The sequence below is a fragment of the Roseburia lenta genome, from assembly GCF_014287435.1.
GTDB lineage: Bacteria > Bacillota > Clostridia > Lachnospirales > Lachnospiraceae > Pararoseburia > Pararoseburia lenta.
In genome coordinates this window covers 337,694-361,696 of sequence record NZ_JACOPG010000003.1, presented here as the reverse complement: position 1 = coordinate 361,696, position 24,003 = coordinate 337,694, and the positions used below count along the sequence as shown (strand labels likewise).

The following is a 24,003-nucleotide window of genomic DNA, read 5'->3' as shown; positions in this document are numbered from 1 at the left end:
TTTATTTGTATTTTTCCATTGCTTCTTCTAAACTCATGCCTTCTGCGATGGCTTCCTTACGCTTGGCATTTACTTCCTGAATCTCTTTCATGCGATCTCCGGTCAGAGAATAGCCCTTCATAGCGATCAGGGTCACTGCCCACGCGATCATTGGGATCAGGCAGAAGAGGACGATAACAACCCAGTTCATGCCCGGTGCATATGGCGTATCTGCGGTCGGCAGATTGGAAAGTCCGATCACACCTACGGCGATACCTACGACCGTTGCAGCCAGGGAAGATACCAGTTTATCTACCAGCGAAAACAGAGTTCCCATGATTCCCGGGATGTATTTGCCGGAACGATATGTCTCGTAGTCGGAACAATCCGCTACCATCGGGATCGGCATATCGGCGGTTGCATAGTAAGCACCATAACCCACACCAAAGCAGATGATAAAGAGGATCGTATATACGTTGACGCTCGGGAATATCAGATTCATGCCATTTGACGGATTCCACAATAAGAGGAGTGCCAGTACGCCCACATAGCAGACAAGTGCTACGGATACATAACGGACTAAGGATGCTTTCTGTCCCTTCTTCTGGGAAGTACGGACGGTCAAAAGGAAGAATGGTACACTCGCTGCATAGCCTAAGATCATCATCGGCAGATAGAGGCTGTCATAATTGCCCATCATACAACCGTAAAGCATACACAGAACCGTTGTATTTGTCGCGATAGAAAGCGCAAGTTTGCATCCGGCTCCGGCGATCATCAGACGCTGCATCGGCTTGTTGTTCTTGATGATCTCGATGTACTCGGAAACTTTGACTTTTTTCTGTTTTTCTCCACCGACACCAAAGTACTTCGACTGATCCTTTTCCCAGATACCGATCACGGCAAGCAGGGTCAAAACGATTGAGATAACAACACCAATTGGTGTTAATACACGGTAAAAGTCTGCACTTGAGTAATCCGCAACGTTGGCACGCAGGATCGGCGCAACGAACTGCATCACACCCATACCGACTAAAGATCCCACCGTATTGAAGATGGTAAAGAGCGGACGCTGCTTTGGATCGTTAGTAAGTACGGTCTGTCCGGATCTGGTACAGGAAGTCTGGAAAGTGTATCCGATAACCCATACAAAATACAAAAGGACAAAGACCACATAACGCAGCGGCATCATATCTGCCGGAATATACGGCGTTACGATATAAAGTAAGATGATGCTGACTGCCATGACCAGATTGCCGATCACCATAAATGGACGGAACTTTCCGAACTTGCCATTGGTGCGGTCGATCAATGCACCAATGATCGGATCGGTGATAGCATCGCAAAGACGCATGGCTGTTACCATAATAGATGCAAACATCAGTCCAAGTGCAAGTACGTTAGAACCGAATGTCGCAATATAGGAAAGTACCAATACATAGTAGACATTGGTAGCACCATTGTTCAGAGGAAACAGTACCAACTGATACGGCTTTGCGCGGTTCAGTCCACTTGCTTCCACATTTTGTTTTTCACTCATGAAAAAACCTCCTTAAATAAATATCTTTTCTATACCCAGTTCGCGCTCTTAGAACGCTTCTTTGAAAGTTTGTAATTTGCCGGCGTGTCTGTGCGTACAAAAGTTGCCGTATCTTCCAGATCTCCTGCTACCACGCGGATCTCGTTTTCTCCGTCTTTCAAATCGATCTTGCAGGTAAAGACATGATCTGCCTCTTTTGTCGCAACCAGTTCTCCGTTGCAGTAGAATTGCAGACTCGGCTGGTTGGAGTAGGCTTTGACCGTGATACGGTTCTTTTTACGGTCTACAAAGCGCTTGCTGCAAATGTGGACCATAGGCTCTGCATTCCAGTATGCCTTGTAAAGGTAGAAGGAATCCTTCTTGGTCTGGCGGTCAAAGGTCACCAGTCCCTTGTGGTTCATGCCCGGCTCACCGCCCTGATCTCTGGCATCTGCCGCGAAATCAAACATATTCCACACATGGGTTGCCCAAAGCCATGGAAATCTGGCAAAGCAGCGTACCATGTATTCATGATATCTTGCCTGATATTCCTCCGTGTGATCTCCTCTGTGCGGATGCTCACTGTGGAGGTTTGGCATACCCTCTGCACCATACTCAGAATAGCCCAGCACGCGCTTCGGATATCTGGTGTGGAAGATGGCAAAGAAAATATCATTCAAGAACAAGCCCGGCACATACCATCCCAGATAGAGATTGTAACTTACAATATCGGAGATATGTACGACCTTGCCAAACGGATTGCACATAGCATAGCAGGCAAGTACGGTCTTTCTTGTCGCATCCATGTTATGGCAAAGATCATTCAAAACATGATGGTTGTCTAACATGTCCTTTTTATTCTTGGTAGAGATCGTGATCTCATTGGAAAGTCCCCAGGTCACAATACAGGTATGATTGTAATTCTGTAAGATCAGTTCACGCATCTGTGTGATCGTATTGGCACGGGCTGACGGGATATGCTCGGAAATATATGGGATCTCTGCCCATACGACCATACCTTCCTCATCGCACAGATCATAGAAGTACTGATCATGCTGATAATGTGCCAGACGCACGGTGTTGGCTCCGATCTCCTTGATCAGTTCCATGTCACGCTTGTGCTGCTCTTTGGGAATGGCATTTCCGATGCCCTTGAAATCCTGATGGCGGGAAACGCCATGAAGCGGATATGGCTTTCCGTTCAGGTAAAATCCTTTATCCGGATATACTGCAAAAGAACGAACGCCAAAACGCTGGCTGATTTCATCTAGAACTTGCCCGTGAAATAGCAGGCTTGCCTTAGCGGTATATAAATACGGGTCAACCACGCCCTTCCACAAATGTGGCTGGTCCATGTGGAATACATGGGATGCTGCCTGCCTGGCTGTATGGGCAAGATCCACTCTGACATCCGCCACAAGGTCAGCAGCACGCCCCTTGCCCTTGAGCCAGTTTTCGTCTGTAATAGCGCCAAAGCGAGGCTGGTCAAAGGTAAAATCAGCAAGCGATACTTCTTCTTTTAAAACGACCTGTCCTTCATGGTCTAAAATGGAAAGTTCTACAGTGTAAGCAGAGGCATCTGCGCCCTCCTCCAGATACACATAGGATTCCATGTTGATGTCTGCGGCATCGCCCTTTACCTCCGGCGTGATCTGCATACCGGACATACCGTAATAATCTAATTCAAAATGATTCTTGGATACCACCAGCAGATTGACATCACGATAGATACCACCATAAAAGGTGAAATCTGCTTTCTGTGGATAGACTCTCGTGTTGACTGTGTTGTCCACTGCAATGCGAAGATCATTTTCTTCCTGCAAAAGCGCTGTCACATTGGCACGAAAAGTAGAATAGCCGCCGTCATGAGAAGCGACTTTTTGACCGTTCAATAAGACTGTAGCCGTCGCATTGACACCACAGAATTCCAAATAAACATCCTGTGTATTGGCATCAAAGTCAGGCTTTGCAAAAGTCTTTTCGTAAGTGCCGATACCACGGTAATAATCGTTGCCACCATCCTGTCCATCTATGGCATTCCAAGTATGTGGAATGTTGACCTCAATAGCAGGCTGATCTTTTATAGAAAATTTCCAATTTGGGTTCAGGGAAATGCTATTTCTCATACTTCCTCCTTTATAAAACATGCTTATATATGTGCATTTTAAACGCTCCTAAAACAAATAACAACATACTTATCGTAAGTGGTAGTCAGACTTCCCTAAGTGGTCTGCCCCACCTTTTACGGCAAAGGCAGGAGCATTTTCAGTTCAAAGGTATGGTCAGATACGTTCACGCTCATCGTGCCGTCATAGCGTCCCAAACTATGCCGGATACTGCGCAGCCCATAGCCGTGATAGCCATTGTGAGGCTTGGTAGAGACCGGCAGTCCATTCTTTAATTTCACCTGACCGGTCATAGGATTGGTGATATTGATAACCAGAAAACGGTCTCTGGTAAAGATGGCAATATCAATCAGACGCATTCTGGCATCCGAGATCTTTTCCACCGCCTCCATGGCATTATCCACGGCATTGCCAAGAATACCATAGAGATCGACCGGATCAACAAATTCCAGTTTGCTACCGTCCGCGATACAATTGATCTTGATGCCCTTTGCCTGACAGGAAAGGCTCTTTTCCGTTAGAATCGTATCCAATACATCGTTTCCGGTCTTGACGATCGCACCATAGATCTCGACCGACTGCTCCAATTCTTTCAGATAACGTTCCTTGCTCTCATCATCGGCAAGCCCACGCAAAGCTCGAACCTGATGCTTGAGGTCATGGCATTTCTGATTGATCATGTCGATGTTATCGCGCGTGATCTCATACTGTTCTTCCTGCTGCTTCATCAGCATATTCATGGTAAAAAGTTCCTTTTCCAAGGCAGATTTTTTGAAAAGTTCCGACTGGATAAAAAGCAGAGACACACAATAAAGTTGTACGACCAGCAGTACCACATAATACATGAGATTATATCTGCCAAAATGCACGATGCGCATCATCTGATCCAGCATTTCAAAAACTGCTAAGAACAAAACTGCGGATGTCATCTGGCGCGGTCCAATATGGTACTTTCCCTTTTCCGGCATACACTTCGCCGTTGTCAGCCCAACAATCGTCAGCCCCACGGCATAGAATCCAAGCACGCCCCAGAGCAAGGCAGCCAGACTGCCATTATTGCGAAAAGGAGACAACTGATAAAGAACATGCCATAAATTCATAAAAAACTGCGAAGTCACAAGGGACCAGATCGCAACATAAAAAGCCGCACTCTTTTTTATGGTGGCACAATAATAGACGACAAAAGACATAACGACCAGATCTAAGGCCACAAGCAAAAAGTTTGTTGAACCATTCTGCGGCAAGACCACCGCTGGTCCAACCATGAGGGCGCCCCCCATGATGAGTCCCGATAAAAAACGAACTTCGATCGGTTCACGTTTCTGTAAAGGCAACAGATAGACCAGACCGGATAAAACAACAAAAATCTGCTCCAGGAGATTTGCATAAGGTAAAAAATTCATGTTAAAAGCCTCCTCCGATGTAGTCTGTCACTTCCTTCAAAAAGTGCGCCCGGTTTCGTCTGCTGATCTCCAGTTGCGCACCGGCAACATGTACCACATTGTCTTCAATCTCGGTCACATATTTGAGATTGACCAGATACCAATGATTACATTTGACAAAATGATAATCCTTAAACATTTCTTCCGCACTCTGCAAAGTACCACGCTGGGCGAACTCTCCCTCTGCTGTATGATAATGTAAAAATCGATTTTCTATCTCTATATAGTAAATATCGTTAGAATTGAGTTTTTTCATACCGCCCTGCGTATTGATGGCAAACTCTAAGTTATCACGCTTGCCATGCACACGGCCGATAGCACGTTCCAATCGAAAGGCAAAGCCATAATAGTCAATCGGTTTCAAGACAAAATCCAATGCGCCCACTTCGTAGCCTTCGATGGCGTACTGTGCCATATTGGTGATAAATACCATGACCACATCTGCATCGCGCCCACGGATTACTTTGGCTGCATCCATGCCATTTAACTGCGCCATTTCGATGTCGAAAAAGATAATGTCATAGCGCGCCTCTGTATCATCCACGATCTCCTGTCCGTCCGCATAGGTCGTGACCAAAAACTCCAGTTTATGCTCTTCTTCGTATTTTTGAATATACTGACACACTTCATCCCTGTACTGTTCTTCATCTTCGACTACTGCAATCCGATACATGTCTTTTTCCTTTCTCTCCTGATTTCATCTTTCTATAATGCATGATTTTTCCTAATTTCGCAAGGCTTGGAAAAGAATGTGCCAAGGATTTCCCCATAAAAAACGGCAACCGGACAAATATGGTAAAAGATCCGAAGCCTTTTGACCTCGGATCTTTTTCTACATCATTTTATAGGATTGTATTTATTTTTGCTTGCGCGCTTTCTTTGCTTCCTGAAAGTCAGCGTAAGCCTGACTCTTTTTAAATTCCTTTTTCTTCTTGATAAAGAGTAACAAAGATACCACAAACAAGAGGATAAAGACGATCATAACAATTCTTACGATTCTTACCAGTTTCAGTTCCACTGCCTTGACCAGAGTGTTCTCTCCCACGCCGTTCATGGCAACGGAATTGGCAATCGCATATAAGTCATGGTGGCAGGCCTCGCGCATAGCACTGACCACAACCGGATCATTTTCATATTCCGGCAACTGGTTGGTGATGTATGGAAGCATGGCATCAAAGGTAGAGATACCGCCTGCCATCAGACCATCCACACCATTGACATACTTAGTCAATACATTATCGGTGATGGTAAGTCCCTGGCTGCCCCACTCGTTACGCAGGATACCGGTCATCAGGCCCTTGTTGCCGCCTGACCAGATCGCACCCCAACGTGTGTAAGCAACCATGACACCACCGCCATTTCCTTCTTCGATCGGTGCCTGGAAGGCTTTCAGATAGATCTCTCTGGCTGCCTGTTCCGGAAGCCATACACCAAGTCCCAGACGATCCTGCTCACAGTCATTTAAGGCAAAGTGCTTCATAACGACATGCACGCCCTTAGACTCAATGGCTGCCACTTCATAAAGTGACATCTCACCGGACAAAAATCCATCTTCGGAATAATACTCAAAGTTACGTCCGCCATATGGGGAACGATGGATGTTGTTTCCAGGTCCGTATAAAATGGCTACATTTGCAGACAGGCAGTCGTTACCGATTACCTTCCCGATCTCCGTCATAAGGTCACGGTTAAAGGTTGCAGCCATGACATCTTCGGAGGTAAAGGCTGTTGCAGCCATCTTTGCAGAATCTGCATTAAAGAGGGAGGCTGTCAGTCCCTGCGGTCCATTCTCATCACGGGATCCCGGTGCCTGTACAGACTCTACCGGCATGGTCCAATGGAAGGAATCGCCGATCAGGGAAACCATCTCATCGAAAGTCAACTGGTCAAGCAAAGCATCCCACTGTGGATCCTCATAATCCAGACCGATCATATCGTAAAGGGTCAGTTCCTGTGCTGCCCCCATGGTAGGCATTTCCACCTCGTCATAATCTGAGGCATCATACTGTACCAGTTGCAGATCCTCGATCAACTGATCTGTCAGGGCGATCTTTACGGTATCTGTCGGCCAGGTTCCTTCCCAGTCACTACGGCTGAGGTAAGTCACATTCTGTTCTGTACCTTCATAGAGGTTAAGATCTGAATCAGACAACTGGTTGGTGATCTCTGTACCGTTGGCAGAAACCGCATAGGTCGTGGTATCCAATGTCGGATTGTTCCATGAGCCTACAAGGGCTGCATTTCCCTGTCCGTCCATACCGTTTTCTGCACTGTAGCCCTTGGCTGCCAGAATGTTGTTTACGGCATTATGGGCATCGGTTGCTGCTGTAAAATAATATGTACCTGCATCTAAGATATAAGTCTCTGCGCCATAAGCATCATAAGATGCGATGTCTGCGCCGTCTACGACCATCTCAAGTTCCTGAGATTCGCCCGGCTCCAACTCCTGTGTCTTATCAAAGCCGACCAGAGATACGGATGCCTTTTCCACTTTATTCTCGACATCATAAGTGGTATATGGAGACTGCACATAAAGTTGTACGGTTTCCTTGCCAGCCACTTTACCGGTATTAGTCACGGTAACCTTGGCATGGTACTGATGATTTGCCTCATCATAAGAAAGGCTATAGTTGCTATAGTCAAAAGTCGTGTAAGAAAGACCGTAACCAAATGGGAATGCCACATTGTCACCGTAAACATAGTCGCCTGCGGAACCGGTCTGCATAATCCCATCCTCATAACGGGTCTCATAATACTTGTAACCGACATAGATACCTTCCTGATAGATCATATAGGTATCCGCACTGTCCGGGATCACGCCTTCTTCGTAGCCTTCATACTGTACCGGTGTGAAGTTTGCCATTGCCGGTGATGAATAATTGTCATAGCAGTAGGTGTCTACCAGACTACCGGATGGATTGACCTTACCTGCCAAAATTTCTGCAACAGCGTTGATACCGCTAATACCGACATCGCCGATCCAAAGTACTGCGTCAATGTCATAGGTGTTATCCTTTAAGAAATCTACCTGTAAAGCATTAGCGGAGTTGATCAAAAGAACGACCTTTTTGATCTGTCCGTCTTTTTTCATCTGTGCCAGATTGGAAAGCATATCTTTTTCATTGTCATCCAATGTCAGATAATTGCTCTTATCATAGGTTGCATCAGCGCCTTCACCACCCACACGGGAGATCATAACAAGGGCTGCATCACCATATTTTTCTACGGATTTCTTGACATCATCCGTGTATACCTTCCAAGGTACCTCCGATGTCGTTGCACCTGCGGTCGTTACCGTACCGCCACGGTCGGATGCATACTCGGCACCGTCGCCAGACTCATAGAAATCCCACAATTTCTTATTTACCGAAAATCCCGCACTCTCCAAGGCATCTTTCCAGGTATCTGCGGAAGATGCGTCAATATTTCCTGATCCGGTTCCACCATAAACGATATTTACGCTGGAATTGGAGAAAGTACTGACCTTGGCTCCCTCCTTCAGAGGAAGTGCGTCATTTTCATTCATGAGAAGGGCTGCCCCTTCTGCTTCCACGCGCTGGCATAAATCTGTGCCGTATGCTACGTTGTCCTCCACCTTGTCAAAATCTGATGTGAAGTATTGTGCATCCGCATCCTCATTTTCCAGTTTCCAGAAAGTACCGCCGTTAAAGGCTGCTAAGGTATTGTCAAATGTGGAGCAAATGACAAAGACTGCGATAAAGACAACCGCAAAGATAGCAGAAAAAATGCTCATGCCTTTCCAAGGACGGATTGCACGGTGTTTTGCTTTTTTGTAGGCTTTTTTTGCCTGTTTCCATTTTTTTTTGTCCATAATGTTTCCTTTCCTAACCCAATTTAGCAGGTTTCATCTGCCTGAGTTGCTTTCGATATAGTACATAACCTGTGATCGTCGTAATTATTTCTGGCAGAGGACAGGTCAGCCAAAATGCATTTAATCCAAAGTGTGCAAACACCCAGCCCAAAGGCACAAAGAGGACTACCGTTCTGACGATCGTAAGAACGGAACTCTTGATGGGTGCGCCGATCGCCTGAAAATAAACAGGATGTGCATGATCCCATCTTGCCCAAAATCAATGCTGTTTTTGCCTACTGTCTTTTGCACTTTAACTCCTTCTATCCTCCTCTGTTCTATATAAAGCCCATCCATTATAACAAAGAAGTCCGAACATGACTAGCATTTTCGGACTTCTTTTTTTCTTCTATATTCTACCTATCTTATATGCGATCTTATTTTTCATATAAGAATTCTTCCGGGAGGGTTACCCCGAAATCCTTTGCCAGATGACGGAAATCATCCGGTGTGATAGTCTGACGTTTGTTAGGCTGCATAGACAGCATCTTGACTAAGATCTCAGCAGACTTTTCAGCCGTATGCATAAGGCCAAAGGTCAGATCAAAGTCTTCGCCTGCTGCAAAAGTACCATGATGTGCCCAGATGGCAAGATCATATTTCTTCATCAGTTCACTGGTCGCCACAGCAATCTCCCTGCCGCCCGGAACCATCCAAGGTACAACGCCGATACCATCCGGAAATACGACCGGACACTCGGTTGCCATTTCCCACAACTCTCTTGTAAAGACCTTGTCCTCCAATGGAAGAACAAAGGTAAGGGCAATGATATTGGTCGTATGTGCATGATAAACAACACGATACTTCGGATCCTGTAACTTCTTTACTTCCAGGTTCATCAAATGGCTTGGAAGTTCAGAGGTTGGTCTGCCGCCATTGACAAGCCCCCAGACGATACGGTAATTCTCGCCTGCCTCGTCCAACTCGATCATGCAGATGGAATCTTCCGGCTTAATGATGACATTGCGGAAATATTTGCCGCTGCCTGTTACAAGGAAATACTCTCCTGCAAGGTTTGGCACACTTGTGCCGATCGGCTGCCACTCCTTTGGCTCAAAGTTCTCTTTGACAGACTCTACTTCTTCCGGCTTTACACGGTAAGAAAGGTTACCGCCATTTCTCTCATGCCAGCCCTGTTCCCAGCCATCGTTAGCCATACGGATAAATCCCTGTACAAATTCTGCGTCTAAAAATTTCATTTTTATTTCCTCTCTCTTCTATATAAATATATTTTATCTACAAACAACTTCTACCGGAATGTCTAAGATCTTTCCAACCTTTTCAATGACATCGATATGTCTGCCAATGGCTGCTGCCATATGATGTGTCGGACCAGCCTCGCTCCAGCGATTGCAGAACTCTCTGGCACCAATAGAGAAGCGGGTTCTCATATTGGTATCTCCAAACGTAAAGATCGGTCCTTCCTCATTGACACCTTCTGCCACCACAAACTTGAAATGTCCGTCCTTATCCTGTGTGATGGCAAGATAAGTGACATCGCCTGCCGGTGGATAGAACTGGGTCAGATAACCGCCGCCGGTCTTGCCATGGAATACCGGTACGATCTTCATGGTCGGCTTTCTGTCTACGGAAATATCGGCATCACCTGAGCCCGAATGTCCGATAATGCAGATGTCCTCGTTAAAGTCGATAGAGTACATCTCGGACAACTGACCGGTTCCGGCAATGGTCTTTAAGATGCTCATCGCCATAGCAACCTTGATGTCACCCTCTACAGCACATGCCGTCCCCTGCTTGATCAGCATAGAAAATGCAGGGATCAGCATAGAGTCCAGTTTTCCGGCAACGCCCTGTGCAAAACCGTCATAATGGGAAGCAACCAGTGCTAACTGCTCGTCCTTGACCCATTTTTCAAAAGCCACTACATATTTTGCCATTTCCCAGACCGTCTCAACTGTCGCACCGCCTTCGATGTCAAAGGTATCTAAGATGTCTTCTGCCTTGGCACGGATAGCATCTTCATCTGTGATGTCGTCGGCGATCGCCCACATTTTTTCCCAGTCAAACTGCTTGGTATATAAGCCCATACGGTTGTAGAGATTGGTCTCGTCGATATAAAGATCCATCATGCCCGGATACGGACGACCGATCTGGGCGATATTGGTATCACGAAATCTACGTCTTACCTGTGCTGCGGTACACCACTCAGCAATCTGCTTTTCCACCTCAGGATCGCCGCCCTCAACAACACCTGTGATAACAGCATGTCTCTTTCCTGCACGCTCCAAGTCTGCAACCATTTCACCAACAGCGCCGCAGGCGTAAAGTTCGCCCAGCCAGGTGGCTGTATCTGTATTGGCATAGTCCGGTGCTTTTTTCTTCTGCACATTGACCAGTACGACCGGCACATTCAGATCACGAATCGCCGGAAGCATATTGTAGCTGGTCGCATAGGTAAGCATCTGTAAGATAACAAGGTCAACATCTGCTGCGCGGAACTTGTCTCCGGCTACCATGGCTGCCTCTTTTGTTGTGACAATGCCGCCGTCTACCAGTTCGACACTGTCCGGTATGGTCTTTTTAAAATCTGCAAACTGTCCTTCAAATTCAGGAACCAGTGATGGGAACTGTGGTAAATAGGCTCCCAATGCGATGGCAAATACACCAACTCTTGCTTTTGTTTCAACTAACATCCTTTTTCCTCCTTTATTTCAAATGAATGGAATACACATTTTCTTGCTTCTGCCAAGTCCTGCAGTTCGCCTGCTGCGATCATCTGCGCCATGATATTGCCGATGGCTGTCGCCTCCGTTGGACCGGCATAGACCGTTTTTCCGGTAGCCTTTGCCGTAAGTTCATTCAGATAAGCAGCATTGGCACCACCACCTACAATGTTGATGCAAGGATAGGTCACATGCTCGATCTTCTCGATTTCCCTAACCGTATCGGCATAACATTTGGCAAGACTGTTGTAGATCACGGCTGCCACCTGATAGATGCCCTCCGGTACTTTCTGTCCGGACTCCCTGCAAGCCGCCTGTACTTCTGCTGTCATATTCTGCGGTGCTAAAAAACGGTCGTCATTGGCATCCACGATCGATGTGATTGTCTCAGTTGCCGCATGTTCGCAGATAGAACCGAATTCCTCGTCCGGGGATAACTCCTTGCGTACCGACTGGATCATCCAAAGTCCCATGATATTTTTCAGATAGCGATAGCGATGGTCATAGCCACCCTCGTTTGTAAAATTGCATGCCATACTGTCCGGGCTGCAATTTGCTGTCTTTAATTCCGTTCCCATCAAAGACCATGTGCCGGAACTGATATAGAGCGTATCGTCCGACAGGCTCGGCACTGCCATGACCGCCGCCCCCGTATCATGTGTTGCCGGAAGTACCACGCTACAATCAAAGCCCACTTGATCCTGTATCGTCTGGCTCAAATGTCCGACCTCTGTACCCGGCATTTCGATCGGCAAAAAGATGTCTCTCGGATAACCCAGTTTTGCGATCAGATCATAGTCCCAATCATTGGTCTTGGCATTGACCAGTTGAGTCGTGGATGCATTGGTATATTCCTGCTTCTTTACACCTGTGAGCAGGAAGTGGAAATAATCCGGGATCATAAGGAAAGTCTTGGCTTTTCCAAGCAGTTCTGCCTCCTGTGTCTTGTGTGCCATCAACTGATAGATGGAATTAAAGATCTGCTTCTGGATACCGGTCCTGGCATACAGATCTTCCTGCGGGATCTTTTCATAGACTAGGGCATCCATGCCATCCGTCCGACTGTCGCGGTAGGCATAGGTATTTCCCAGTACCTGATCCTTGTCATCCAAAAGCACATAGTCAACTGCCCAGGTATCGATCCCCATAGAGGTCGGGATCTTGCCGATCTTTTTACACTCTTTCATACCGGCGACAATCTCGGCAAAAAGACGTCCCACATCCCAGCAAAGATGTCCGTCCACCTGATCCATGCCATTATAAAAACGGTAGACTTCCTGCAAGCGCATCTTGCCGTCTTCTATCCAACTTAACATATGGCGTCCACTGGATGCGCCAATATCAATCGCTAAATAATACTTCATTTGCTACCCCCATTTTTGATTTCTACTTGTATTCTACTGTCTGTCAGGGCACAAAAAAAGGACACCTTTTAACTAGAAAAAGTGTCCTGTGTTGCAAATTACTGTGATAACTCCCCTACCCTTTTGTAATCCTTTCTGGATATAAGTATTCTTACGCACTTATTGCTTTCATTATTTTCGCCAAAACGTCCTACCGCTCCACCACGATTTATATCCAGAACATGATGTTCTTCCATTGCTCTTACCTCATATTTAATTTTCTTCTCATCCAATATCCGTAAGATGCTATCATATCTTTCATTTTTCAAGCCAATATATATTTCTTTTTTCCCTATCATGGTATTCCCCCTAAGATTAATAAGAATATAGTCTAAATCATTGACACTGTCAACTTCTCCCCTTATAATAAACTCCTAAAACCTACATACTCTTTGTAGGATGTGGACTTTTCAGGCATAGTCTTTTTCGCCACAGTAGAATGTGCATTGCATTTTACTTGTGGCGACTTTTTATGCTTTAAAATATTTATTTTTGAAAGGATGCGCGAAAATGAATCAAACGTTTATGAAAGAAAAGAAAATACTTCCCTTAGTACTTTCCATGGCACTTCCCATGGTCGTTTCCATGGCAGTCAATTCTCTCTACAACATCATTGACAGCTATTTCATCGCAAAGCTGAGTGAGGATGCCATGACAGCCCTCTCTCTTGTATTTCCCGCACAAAATATCATCACCTCAGTCGCCGTTGGCTTTGGTGTCGGTATCAATGCTGCCATTGCCTTTTTCCTCGGTGCAAAGGAACAAAAGACAGCAGATCTCGCTGCAAGCCAGGGCGTATTTTTCAACCTCATCCACGGTGTTCTTTTGACCATTTTGGGGCTTCTTGGCATGAAGAGCTTTTTGTCCATGTACACAACCAATACCAATGTGCTCTCTCTCGCTTTGACGTATGCTAATCTGGTCTTTTTGTTTGCACCTGTCGTCACCGTTGGGATTACCTATGAAAAAATTTTCCAGGCAATCGGCTGGATGAAAGAAACTATGGTCTGCATGTTGGTAGGCTTTGTAACAAATATCATTTTGGATCCACTTCTCATTTTTGGCATTGGTCCTTTTCCAAAATGGGGCATCTGGGGTGCTGCATTCGCAACCGGATCCGGTCAGGTTCTGACGCTGGTTGCATATTTTATTTTTTACTATCGCAAGCCCCGCGTTGTTCATATTACTGTTGCTGACTGCAAACCAGATGCTTCGATTCTGAAAAGACTCTACGGCGTAGGAATCCCGGCAACACTCAACATGGCACTGCCGTCCTTCTTAATCTCTGTGTTAAATGCTATTTTAGCCGGTTTTTCAGAAACGTATGTCATGGTACTTGGTGTGTATTACAAATTACAGACATTTATCTATCTGTCTGCCACTGGTATTGTTCAGGGTATCCGACCTCTCGTTGGATACAATTACGGCGCAGGCGAAGGCAAACGTGTACGCAAAATCTATGCAACCGGTCTTGTACTTACCGTATTTCTCATGGTATTAGGAACAACGCTCTCCTGGATTATGCCGGAGCGCTTATTTGGACTTTTTACCACAAATGCCACAACGCTATCGCTTGGCGTAGAAGCCCTGCACATCATCAGTATTGGCTTTATCGTTTCTGCGATATCCGTGACCACCTGCGGCGCGCTCGAAGGTATAGGCATGGGACTTCCATCCTTAATGATTTCCTTGTTGCGCTACTCTATTGTTATCATGCCTGCTGCATTTGTGCTCAGCCGTATCTTTGGTGCCACAGGTGTATGGATGGCATTTCCGATTGCGGAGACCATCACCGGCATCGCCTCATATATTATCTGGTGTAAAAAGAGAAAATCATTTATAATGGTATCTTAGTAAATGATTGATAGATACAAGGAGGATTTTTCATGAATACAGAAGTATTGACCTTAAATGAAGAAAGAAATGTCACACTGACAACTTACATACAAGATTGCGGGGAAGGATTCGGCTGTGTTGCTAAGCGCCCGGCTGTACTGATTCTTCCGGGTGGGGCTTATCAGATGTGTTCTGACCGCGAAGCTGACCCTGTCGCCTTTGCTTATGCAAAAGCCGGATATCACGCTTTTGTTCTACGCTACTCTGTTATGGATGATTGCACATGGCCAAATCCACTCAATGATTACGAGCAGGCGATAACATTGATCCGCTCCCATGCAGATACATGGCACATCTACGAAGATAAAATTGCAGTCATCGGATTTTCTGCCGGTGGACATCTGGCAACCGCTGCCGCAACACTTGCACAGAACCGCCCAAATGCTGCTATTTTAGGCTATGCCGTAACCAGTCAGCATGTACAGGCCTGCAATCCAAATGCACCGGAGACGATCTCCGCTGTAGACCGGAAAACACCACCTTGCTTTGTCTTTGCAACACGTACAGACAGCATGGTTCCAATCAACAATTCCATTGATTTTATGCGCGCTTTATCAGACAATGGCGTTGCCTTTGAAAGTCATATTTATGCTTATGGACCACATGGTTTTTCCACATGCGAAAGCAGTATTCAGGACACACGTCCACAAACCATCTGCTCGCGTGTACCACACTGGGTGGAAGACAGTATTGGCTGGTTAAAAGACATTTTTGGTGAATGCACACTCGAAGGCATGACAGATCCACTCTGCCCTGCCCATATCAATGACAATTACCTGGATTATCTGACCGTTGACTGTACTTTTGCACACGTGATGGCTATTCCAGAAGCTGCTACACTCTTAGCACCAATGATTGATGCTTTGATTGCCGGTCTATCCGAGCAGGCAAAAGGTATGAGTGCTGCTTTCGATGACAGCAACGGAACTTCTATGGTCAGCGATATGAAACTGCGCGACTTACTTGCCTATGGTAAGATTTCAGATGATGAACTAAAAGCCTTAGACAACCAGTTACGACAGATTTCTGTAATCTAAGCAAGCGAAAAGACTACAGAGGATGTATTTTCCACATTCCCTGTAGTCTTTTCATTTGTCTTACTTTTCTTATTTATTCCAGAGATATACCTTACCGCAAAGACCGGACTTTGATGTCGGCTTGCTCTCGCCCATCATCTTGGCACGCATGCCACTGGCATTCTCACGCCAGAGCGTTGTGGCAACCTCAATGACGATCTCATGCTCACCCGCTTTCAAATATCCACTCAAGTCATACAGATACTCCGGTACGATCTGCAAGCCAAGGCTCTGACCGTCCACAAAGACTTCCAGACCTTCTGCGGCGTCTGTGATCTCTAAGATCTTATCACCGCCATCGCTTGTGATCTTGGTCTCATAACGCACAAAACCACAGAATTTCGGCTTTTCTTCTTCCAGATGATCCGGCAGGCTGACATCTTTTGCATCCGCAAACTTTGGATGGTCTAAGGCAGAGCAGATACTGCGCTTCCATGTCTTTATTTCTGTCGGTTGCTCCTGCTTTTCTTTCTTTTCATACATGCAGTCTGACAAACGCTTGCCAACCGTCTTTTCTTCCAAAGATGGTGTATCGGCTTCCTCATCAAATACCATGATCAGACTCTTTCTTGGTTCCAAAACAAAGGACACCTGACAACCGATATCCGTCATCTGCTGATCTATATCTGCAATGGAATTATCCCACGCATCATAAACATAGCCTTTCTTTTTCATTGGAAGGCTTACCTTTCCCCGATAGGTCTGCGCCGACTCATTGATCAGCATATACATATGACAGTCGGTCTGATAATGCATGATATGAATATATGGATTTTCCGGTGCGATCACAGCATCTTTGATATCCTCTTTTTCAAGATATGCCACGAGATCACCAAGGGCTAGCACCTTGGCATCCCCGGCTAAATCATCCGCCTTTTTCGCCTTGTTTTCTGCCTCTTTTTGCATGGCATCTTCTCCCATGGTATAGGCATCCGGCAGGGCATCCACATAGATGACATTGGATAGACCGGCGATCTCGATCGGCTGGTACTTTGCATAAGGCACGATCACATAGATAAACTTGTCTGCCTGATCCAGATGATCCAGCGGTAGGAAAGAGAAATCGATCTGTGCATCATAAAGAGGTCTTGCCACCTGATCCAGACGCATACACTGACCGGACCACTCGCCTTCGGCATTGTAAAGAACTGCCACCTTTTGTACGATCTTTCCTCCACTGATCAGGCTTGCCACACGGTTCATATATGCGCACAAGTGACCGAAATGGCGATACTGCGGATTGTGTCCGTGCGCATAGAAATGTGGCGGACAATCCGGGTCCGGGTATGCTTTCGGTGAAAAAGCATGCGGCACAAAATTGTTGACACCACGCACCAGAAAATGATCTGCCAGATATTTCATATCGGTAACGCCTGTCTTCCAACCGTAATTTCCAAATATCTCACACATGGTACGTCCCTGCTTGCTTTCTTGTAAATAGGCAGCAGACACACCGAGTTTTCCCAAAGTATAATGATAAAAGGCACCATTACGCGGTCCAAACATACCGGTCGTCGGTTCTTCTTCGCCCTGCGGCATAACCTGACCACCGATATCGTCAATGCCTGCCATATCCTGTCCGTAAAGTCCACGGAAATAATGTCCCAAACCGCTTCCGGTGCAGGCATGAGTATCATCATCCTCGATGGAATGACCGATATACATGACGCCCTTTTCCCGGCACCAGCCGCCGATCTGCTCCGAAAAATCCTTTTTCACCAAATTAGATACCGCATCCATATAAGTTCTTCTCACCTGTGCCGTAAGAAGCGGATCTCCATCATTTTTCCAAAGAAGCGGTAAATTCTTGCGATAGTCTACGCCCAAGGTTTTTTGCAGGCGTTCCTCCAATTCCTTACTCCAAGGCAGATCCTGCTCGGTTCCCAGCACATTGTGCTTTGCATACAAAATACCATTTCCCAGTTCCGGCTCATCCGAGAAAAATCCCGCGATCGTATTGCCAAAAAGATCTCCATAATGTGCAAAGTGCGGTTCGTAAACTGCCTCGATCAACTTATGACAGCTGACCTCATTCATCATATTGATATAAACACGATGTGGTCCTAAGTTTCGCGACAGACCACAGACTGCCACCTGCCAGGTGCCTGCCGGCTTTTTCCATGTGGTACCGCCGGAAAGATCGATCTTCTCACCCTTTGGTCCATAGGCGGTAATGCTATAGACCTGATCGTCATCATACTTTCTGGCATCCTTGGTAGAGCCTGACATCATCATCTTCTGGATAAAGTTCAGTTTATATTTTGGTGGCTTTGCCAGTTTCTCTGTACGGAAGACCACCTCTCTGGCATCCCCTTCATAGGAAAGGAATTTACAGAAAATGCTCTGTCGGCACACTTCCTGCGGTGCATCCTTTAAGGCACCGTTAGCAAAACCTGTCGGGAAATGACTGTCATCTAGTATCCAGACTTTCATTCCCAATTTTTTTGCCTCATCTAAAATGACATCCATATCCTGCCACCACTTTGATCCACAGAAATCCGGGTGCGGACGGCTTTCCACGCAAAATGCCATACAGTTTGCATCATGGATGGCGTTTACATATTCCCGTAATGTGGCTTCATCTTCCCCATGCTGCCAGAAAAATGGGAGCATATGGTTGGTGACTTGTCCTGTGAGTAACTGTTCTACTACTTTTCCCATACTTGATCTTCTCCTTTTGTTCTTCGCTTATCTTACCTGTATTATACTTACTTTTTCCAACAAATAAAATCTCATTTTTACGTCTTTCTTTACATCTCTGCCAAATTCTCCAACACGATTCAGGCATCCAAGCAGGATCGTTTTGCCCCGGTCGGCAAACACCGGCAAGACCTTTAAGCAGATCATCCAGACAGAAAAACTCTCCCGGGCAGATCATCTGCCCCAGTTTTTCGTCCAGTGACATATCCTTTAAGGTATTGTGTTTATTATTATTTTATTGTTTATTTAACTCAGAAAGAATGTACCTTTTATACAAAAACGGATGCCGTTCTTGGCATCCGTTTTTTCCTCGCAGGATCATCCTATAAGGTTCCCAATATGTAATTGATAAACTGCTGGGCAGTTCTTCCAGAGATACCACCATGGCTGAGTTCCCACTTATTTGCCTCTGCACGCAGTGTCTCGTCACTCATCTGCTCCTCGGTCACACCATTCTTTCTTGCCAGTTCCACAACGATATGGAAGTACTCTTTCTGGCTCGGCTTGGAGTAATTGATCGTAACACCAAAGCGGTTGACCAGAGACAGTTTTTCTTCCATGGTATCGGAGTGATGCATACCGTTCTGTGTCTGCACATCATTCCGGTCATTCCAGGTTTCCTTAATGAGGTGTCTGCGGTTGGATGTGGCATAGATCAGGATATTGTCCGGCCTTGTCTCCACACCTCCCTCGATAACAGCCTTTAAGAATTTGTACTCGATCTCAAATTCCTCAAAAGAAAGATCATCCATATAGATGATAAATTTGTAATTACGGTTCTTGATGCTTGCAATGACATTGGACAGATCTTTGAACTGATGCTTGTAGATCTCGATCATGCGCAGACCATCCGGGTAAAATTCGTTGACGATCGCCTTGATGCTCGTCGACTTTCCGGTACCACTATCACCAAAGAGCAGGACATTGTTGGCGGCTCTGCCTTCCACGAACGCCTTGGTATTGTCGACCAATTTCTTTTTCTGGATCTCATAACCGATCAGATCATCCAGCATAACTTTATCCATGTTGTTGATGGCAACAAACTCAACATCGCCTCCATCCTTTTCCTTGATACGGAAGGCCTTATTCAGTCCAAACATGCCAACACCATAGTCTTTATAAAATCCGGTCACGGCAGCAAAGAAAGCGTCCACATCCTCTGCGGCTTCCAACTGGGCAGAAAGTGCAATGATCTTTTCGCTCACATTTTTATTATACATGAGTTCCTTTTTCTGGATGGCATGATAATCGGATAACTGCGAAAAACAGTCAATGCCAAGGTCTGCCTCAATTTTTGAAAAATCATAATCAAAGAGATTCTTAATCACAGTAAAATCGTTCTTTGCAAAGTGATTCACACTGCCATCGTTGGCTCCCACCTTTTCACAAGTGATGGAAAATGGGTTTTCATTGGTCACCAGATAAAATGCCAGATAATTGTGCCAAAGGTTATGGTCAAATCCATAATCTGTCGCAACCACCAGAAGTCTCTTGACCTGCGTGTAAATGTCCTGGATCAACTGCGCCTGATCCTTTGTCTTATTTTCATAGTGACGGAAGATCTCACCGAACTGGTATAAAATACAGTCCTTATCCATGTCACCATACATGATCAATTTTGAAATCTCACGATACATCTTCTAATACCTCACTCCTTTTATCCTGTGTTACACCTTATTGTAGCACAGACAAATTCGGAAACCAATGTTTTTACAATCATTATCCTTACTCATATCTAAGTGCGTCGATCGGGTTGAGTTTGGCTGCCTTATTTGCCGGATAATAACCGAAAAAGACACCGATTGCCATGGAAAATCCAAGCGAGATCAGGATACTCTTGACAGACGGTACCGCACTGGCTCCGATATAATTAGCGGCTGCAATACCGCCAACGCAACCGACTACAATACCGATCGCGCCCCCGATCAGGCAGATCACAATGGACTCGATGATAAACTGCAGGCGGATGGAGGAGTTCGGTGCGCCGAGTGCTTTTCGGGTACCAATTTCCCTCGTTCGCTCCGTAATGGATACCAGCATGATATTCATGACCCCGATACCGCCCACGACAAGAGCAATACCACCAATCAAAGCAATCGCCGTTGTGATCGTACTCATCATGGTTTCCATGATAGATACCATAGATGCCATACTGGTCGCCGACACGATAAAATCGCGGTTATTACGGTAGAGGTTGTCAAAATAGGACTCAATATCTGCCGCCAGTTGATCCGGATTCTGATTTGGATCTACAACCACGGTCAACGTCTGATAACCACTGGCATGATTGATATCCTGTGCCGTCTTTAGCGGAATATAGAGATTGGTTGCATCACTGTTCATAAACATGGAATACATGCTCATAGTCTCATCTTCGTCCTTGGCATAAACGCCCTCTATGATGAGATTGTAATACTTATCGTTGACAGAAACTGTCATGGTAGAGCCGACAGCCGCATCCGCATCTCCATGGAAAAGATCATCCAGCGCCTCTTCCGAAAGCAGGGCTACCATAGCACCATTTTCCAACTCTTCCTCGCTAAAATAAGATCCCTGTACCAACTGCACATCATTCGCCAGAAAATAGCCAAGACTTGTTCCCATAACGGATACATTGGCTTTTCCACTCTCTGCATTCTGCTGGATAGAACCGTTTCCCACCTGTTCCGTGATGGAATAGGCAGTGATAGAATCTCCAAAGGCTTCCTTCATCTGGCGAAGCATATCCGTCGTTATATAATCCTTTTGTGTCGGCTGCTTGGCATTGTCATCCTGCGAAGATCCCCAGTTCATACCAAACATGGAATCGGATGCCTCTTCATCATCTTTTCGCTCTTCCAGTGTTACAGTGATATTGTTAGCCCCCAGCGAACTCATGGAATCTGCGACTGTGCTGGTAACGGAGTCTCCTACCGTCATAATGGCAATAACAGAACCAATACCAATAATGATGCCTAACATAGTCAGAAGCGCCCGCATCTTATTGGCTTTGAGGCTAAAAAGCGCCAGACGGATATTTTCGTAAATCATCATCATCTTGCCGTACCCTTCCTCTCTCCAAGGACATTTCCATCCTTGATCGTAATGATACGCTCGGTCTCCTCTGCCAGTTCCGGTGAATGGGTAATGAGCACGATGGTCTTGCCCTCCTCCTCATGCAGTTTGTGAAAAAGATCCATGACCATACGTCCCGTCGTAGAATCCAAGGCACCGGTCGGCTCATCCGCCAGAATGATCGCCGGATCATTTGCCATGGCACGGGCTATGGCGACACGCTGCTTTTGTCCGCCGGATAATTCCTCCGGCAAATGTTTCATACGTTCCTCCATACCGACCAGTTCCAGCAATTCCTTGGCACGGGCAATGCGCTGTTTGCCGGGAATCCCCGCATATAACATAGGCATCTCCACGTTTTTGATCGCATTGGTTTTAGAGATCAGATTGTATGTCTGGAAAACAAAACCGATCTTGCGGTTGCGGATCTTGGAAAGTTCTGCATCCTTTGCCGCAATCATGTCCACACCATCCAAAATGTATTTGCCTTCTGTCGGTCGGTCTAGCGCACCGATAATGTTCATCAGTGTTGACTTTCCGGAGCCGGATGCACCCACGATGGCAACGAATTCACCTTCCATAACCTTTAAAGATATGCCGTGCAAGACCTCGAGTTCATTTGGTGTTCCGATATAAAAACGCTTAAAGATATCTTCCAGTTCTATGATCGTGCGGCTCATTATACACCTCCCATAGAACTTGACTGGTTGATCATATCCTCTAAACTATTCTGCTTCTCTGCTGCCGGAACGATCACTTGATCCCCTTCTTCTAAACCGGAATTGATGATCTCCGTATAATAGTCACTCTCGATTCCCTTGTCTACCTTGATCTTCTTGGTCTTGTAAGTGCCGTCTTCGTTTGTACCTGTTACTTTTTGCACATAATAACTAGTTCCCTCATCATCTGTCTGCACTGCATTATATGGTACAGAAAGAACATCTGCATTTTTCTGTAAAACGATATTCAATTTTGCGGTCATACCAATACGGAGTTTATCACTCTGTGTGTTTAAAGCTATGGTAACCGTAAAGGTAACGTCATCATTGCTGCTTCCTGTGCTAAAAGATGACGAGCCACTACCGCCCATGATACTTCCTAAATCGAGTCCTCCAAGACTGCCGGAAAGATCGCCACTGGAACTTCCGGTTGCGATCGGTGATACCTTTTTGACCGTACCGGAAAGTTCTTCGTCTCCGGTTGCATTGGTCTTGATGACGACTTCCTGCCCTACCGCAATGCTGTTAATGTCGTACTCATCGATCTCGGTCGTGATATCAAAGGAATCCACATTGTCGATCACTGCGATCACACTGCCATTATAGGTGTCACCCACCTCCACATTGACCGCCGTTACCAGTCCACTTGCCGTTGCTTTTACTACAGTTCCGTCAATCTGCTCCTGTAAGTCATCAATACGTTCCTGCTGGGTCTTGCCGGAATCCTCGGTAGAATCCATGGTATTGTTGTAAGTATCCACCTGATCCTGATAGGTGTCGTTGATCCGCTTGATCGTATCCTCACGCTGAGAGACCAGACGATCGTAGGAGGACTTTCTGCTGTCTGCCGTCCTGCGGTCCGTATCCATCTGACGCTTTAAAGTATTGACCTGTGAATTGGCATTGGTATATGCAGTGCTTGTCTTATCCATAATGCTGTTTGCCATCGCCACCGCCTCATTGTAGGCTGCTACCGATTCATTGTAATTGTTTTCCGCACTCTGCCACTCATCATAGGCATCCTGGATATTGGTATCAACATCTGCCAGATCCTCATCCCTGGTCTTTCCTGCCTGTTCCAGATTGCGTTTAGCACTATCCTTGGTGCGCTGCGTCTGCTCATTGGTATCCGCCAAACTCTCCTTGGCATCAGCGAGATTGTCCTGAAGGTCTGCACTGTCAAGAACGGCTATGACATCTCCGGCGCTAACCCTATCTCCCACCTCGACATTGACGGCTAGAACCTCCACGCCGGTCGTATCGGAAGTGATCTTTTCCTCATCTGCCGCCACAAAAGTACCTGTCGCCGAAACACTTTCCATCAGTGTACGCTTCTCGACAGTCGCCGTCTCCTCATTGCTATCCATCTGCTTCTTACCACCGGAAACAACACCGATGATGATCGCGATGACAACGACCACCACAATCGCGATAATGATGCATACTTTCTTATGCTCCTTGATCCATTTCATCTTTTTCTTTCTCCTTCTTTTCCTATGTAAAAAACTTCCATAATCAAACGATTTTGCATATG

At 46.0% G+C, this 24,003-nt stretch carries 16 protein-coding genes; 2 read left to right on the top strand and 14 right to left on the bottom strand.

Features of this window, described 5'->3' with window-relative positions:
• Window position 1: 1 nt before the first annotated feature.
• The 9 genes from H8R94_RS09095 to H8R94_RS09050 all read right to left on the bottom strand — a co-directional run bounded on the left by H8R94_RS09095 (window position 2) and on the right by H8R94_RS09050 (window position 13,323).
• Window positions 2–1,519: an MFS transporter gene (locus H8R94_RS09095; protein ID WP_186854465.1), complete on the bottom strand. Its 1,518-nt coding sequence runs from the start codon at window positions 1,517–1,519 to the stop codon at window positions 2–4.
• 29 nt (window positions 1,520–1,548) lie between these two features.
• Window positions 1,549–3,624 (bottom strand): glycoside hydrolase family 2 protein, encoded by a 2,076-nt coding sequence (locus tag H8R94_RS09090; protein WP_243238492.1) that lies wholly within the window; start codon window positions 3,622–3,624, stop codon window positions 1,549–1,551.
• A 116-nt stretch (window positions 3,625–3,740) separates the two neighbouring features.
• On the bottom strand, window positions 3,741–5,027 hold the full coding sequence (locus tag H8R94_RS09080) for an ATP-binding protein (RefSeq protein ID WP_186854464.1): 1,287 nt from the start codon (window positions 5,025–5,027) through the stop codon (window positions 3,741–3,743).
• 1 nt (window position 5,028) lies between these two features.
• Entirely contained in the window at window positions 5,029–5,739 is a 711-nt protein-coding gene (locus tag H8R94_RS09075) for a LytR/AlgR family response regulator transcription factor (RefSeq protein WP_118281648.1), read from the bottom strand.
• Between the two features lie 183 nt (window positions 5,740–5,922).
• Window positions 5,923–8,898 (bottom strand): beta-glucosidase, encoded by a 2,976-nt coding sequence (locus H8R94_RS09070; protein WP_186854463.1) that lies wholly within the window; start codon window positions 8,896–8,898, stop codon window positions 5,923–5,925.
• Window positions 8,899–9,314: 416 nt separating this feature from the next.
• Complete coding sequence (rhaD, locus tag H8R94_RS09065; RefSeq protein ID WP_186854462.1) at window positions 9,315–10,136, bottom strand: rhamnulose-1-phosphate aldolase; 822 nt, start codon at window positions 10,134–10,136, stop codon at window positions 9,315–9,317.
• Between the two features lie 33 nt (window positions 10,137–10,169).
• The gene (locus H8R94_RS09060) at window positions 10,170–11,591 is read right to left on the bottom strand and encodes an arabinose isomerase (RefSeq protein ID WP_186854461.1); all 1,422 of its coding nucleotides are present in this window, start codon (window positions 11,589–11,591) and stop codon (window positions 10,170–10,172) included.
• The gene (gene rhaB / locus H8R94_RS09055; protein ID WP_186854460.1) at window positions 11,585–12,985 is read right to left on the bottom strand and encodes a rhamnulokinase; all 1,401 of its coding nucleotides are present in this window, start codon (window positions 12,983–12,985) and stop codon (window positions 11,585–11,587) included. Before rhaB ends, H8R94_RS09060 begins: the two co-directional genes overlap by 7 nt.
• 98 nt (window positions 12,986–13,083) lie before the next feature.
• On the bottom strand, window positions 13,084–13,323 hold the full coding sequence (locus H8R94_RS09050; RefSeq protein WP_118281643.1) for a hypothetical protein: 240 nt from the start codon (window positions 13,321–13,323) through the stop codon (window positions 13,084–13,086).
• A 211-nt stretch (window positions 13,324–13,534) separates the two neighbouring features.
• Here H8R94_RS09050 and H8R94_RS09045 point away from each other — a divergent pair, with 211 nt between their 5' ends.
• Together H8R94_RS09045 and H8R94_RS09040 are read left to right on the top strand one after the other, a co-directional pair.
• Window positions 13,535–14,878: an MATE family efflux transporter gene (locus H8R94_RS09045; protein WP_186854459.1), complete on the top strand. Its 1,344-nt coding sequence runs from the start codon at window positions 13,535–13,537 to the stop codon at window positions 14,876–14,878.
• A 32-nt stretch (window positions 14,879–14,910) separates the two neighbouring features.
• Window positions 14,911–15,957, top strand: coding sequence for an alpha/beta hydrolase (locus H8R94_RS09040; protein WP_186854458.1), 1,047 nt, complete (start codon window positions 14,911–14,913; stop codon window positions 15,955–15,957).
• Between the two features lie 69 nt (window positions 15,958–16,026).
• Here the strand turns inward: H8R94_RS09040 and H8R94_RS09035 are convergent, their stop codons facing one another.
• The 5 genes from H8R94_RS09035 to H8R94_RS09015 all read right to left on the bottom strand — a co-directional run bounded on the left by H8R94_RS09035 (window position 16,027) and on the right by H8R94_RS09015 (window position 23,941).
• Window positions 16,027–18,657: a hypothetical protein gene (locus H8R94_RS09035; protein WP_186854457.1), complete on the bottom strand. Its 2,631-nt coding sequence runs from the start codon at window positions 18,655–18,657 to the stop codon at window positions 16,027–16,029.
• Window positions 18,658–19,019: 362 nt separating this feature from the next.
• The gene (locus tag H8R94_RS09030; RefSeq protein WP_118281639.1) at window positions 19,020–20,333 is read right to left on the bottom strand and encodes an ATP-binding protein; all 1,314 of its coding nucleotides are present in this window, start codon (window positions 20,331–20,333) and stop codon (window positions 19,020–19,022) included.
• An 88-nt stretch (window positions 20,334–20,421) separates the two neighbouring features.
• On the bottom strand, window positions 20,422–21,732 hold the full coding sequence (locus tag H8R94_RS09025) for an ABC transporter permease (protein WP_243238491.1): 1,311 nt from the start codon (window positions 21,730–21,732) through the stop codon (window positions 20,422–20,424).
• Window positions 21,729–22,430 carry an ABC transporter ATP-binding protein gene (locus tag H8R94_RS09020; protein WP_118281638.1) on the bottom strand — a complete coding sequence of 234 codons (702 nt, stop codon included), beginning with the start codon at window positions 22,428–22,430 and terminating at the stop codon, window positions 21,729–21,731. Before H8R94_RS09020 ends, H8R94_RS09025 begins: the two co-directional genes overlap by 4 nt.
• Complete coding sequence (locus H8R94_RS09015) at window positions 22,430–23,941, bottom strand: efflux RND transporter periplasmic adaptor subunit (protein ID WP_186854456.1); 1,512 nt, start codon at window positions 23,939–23,941, stop codon at window positions 22,430–22,432. The genes H8R94_RS09020 and H8R94_RS09015 overlap by 1 nt, the downstream gene beginning before the upstream one ends.
• Between the last annotated feature and the right edge of the window lie 62 nt (window positions 23,942–24,003).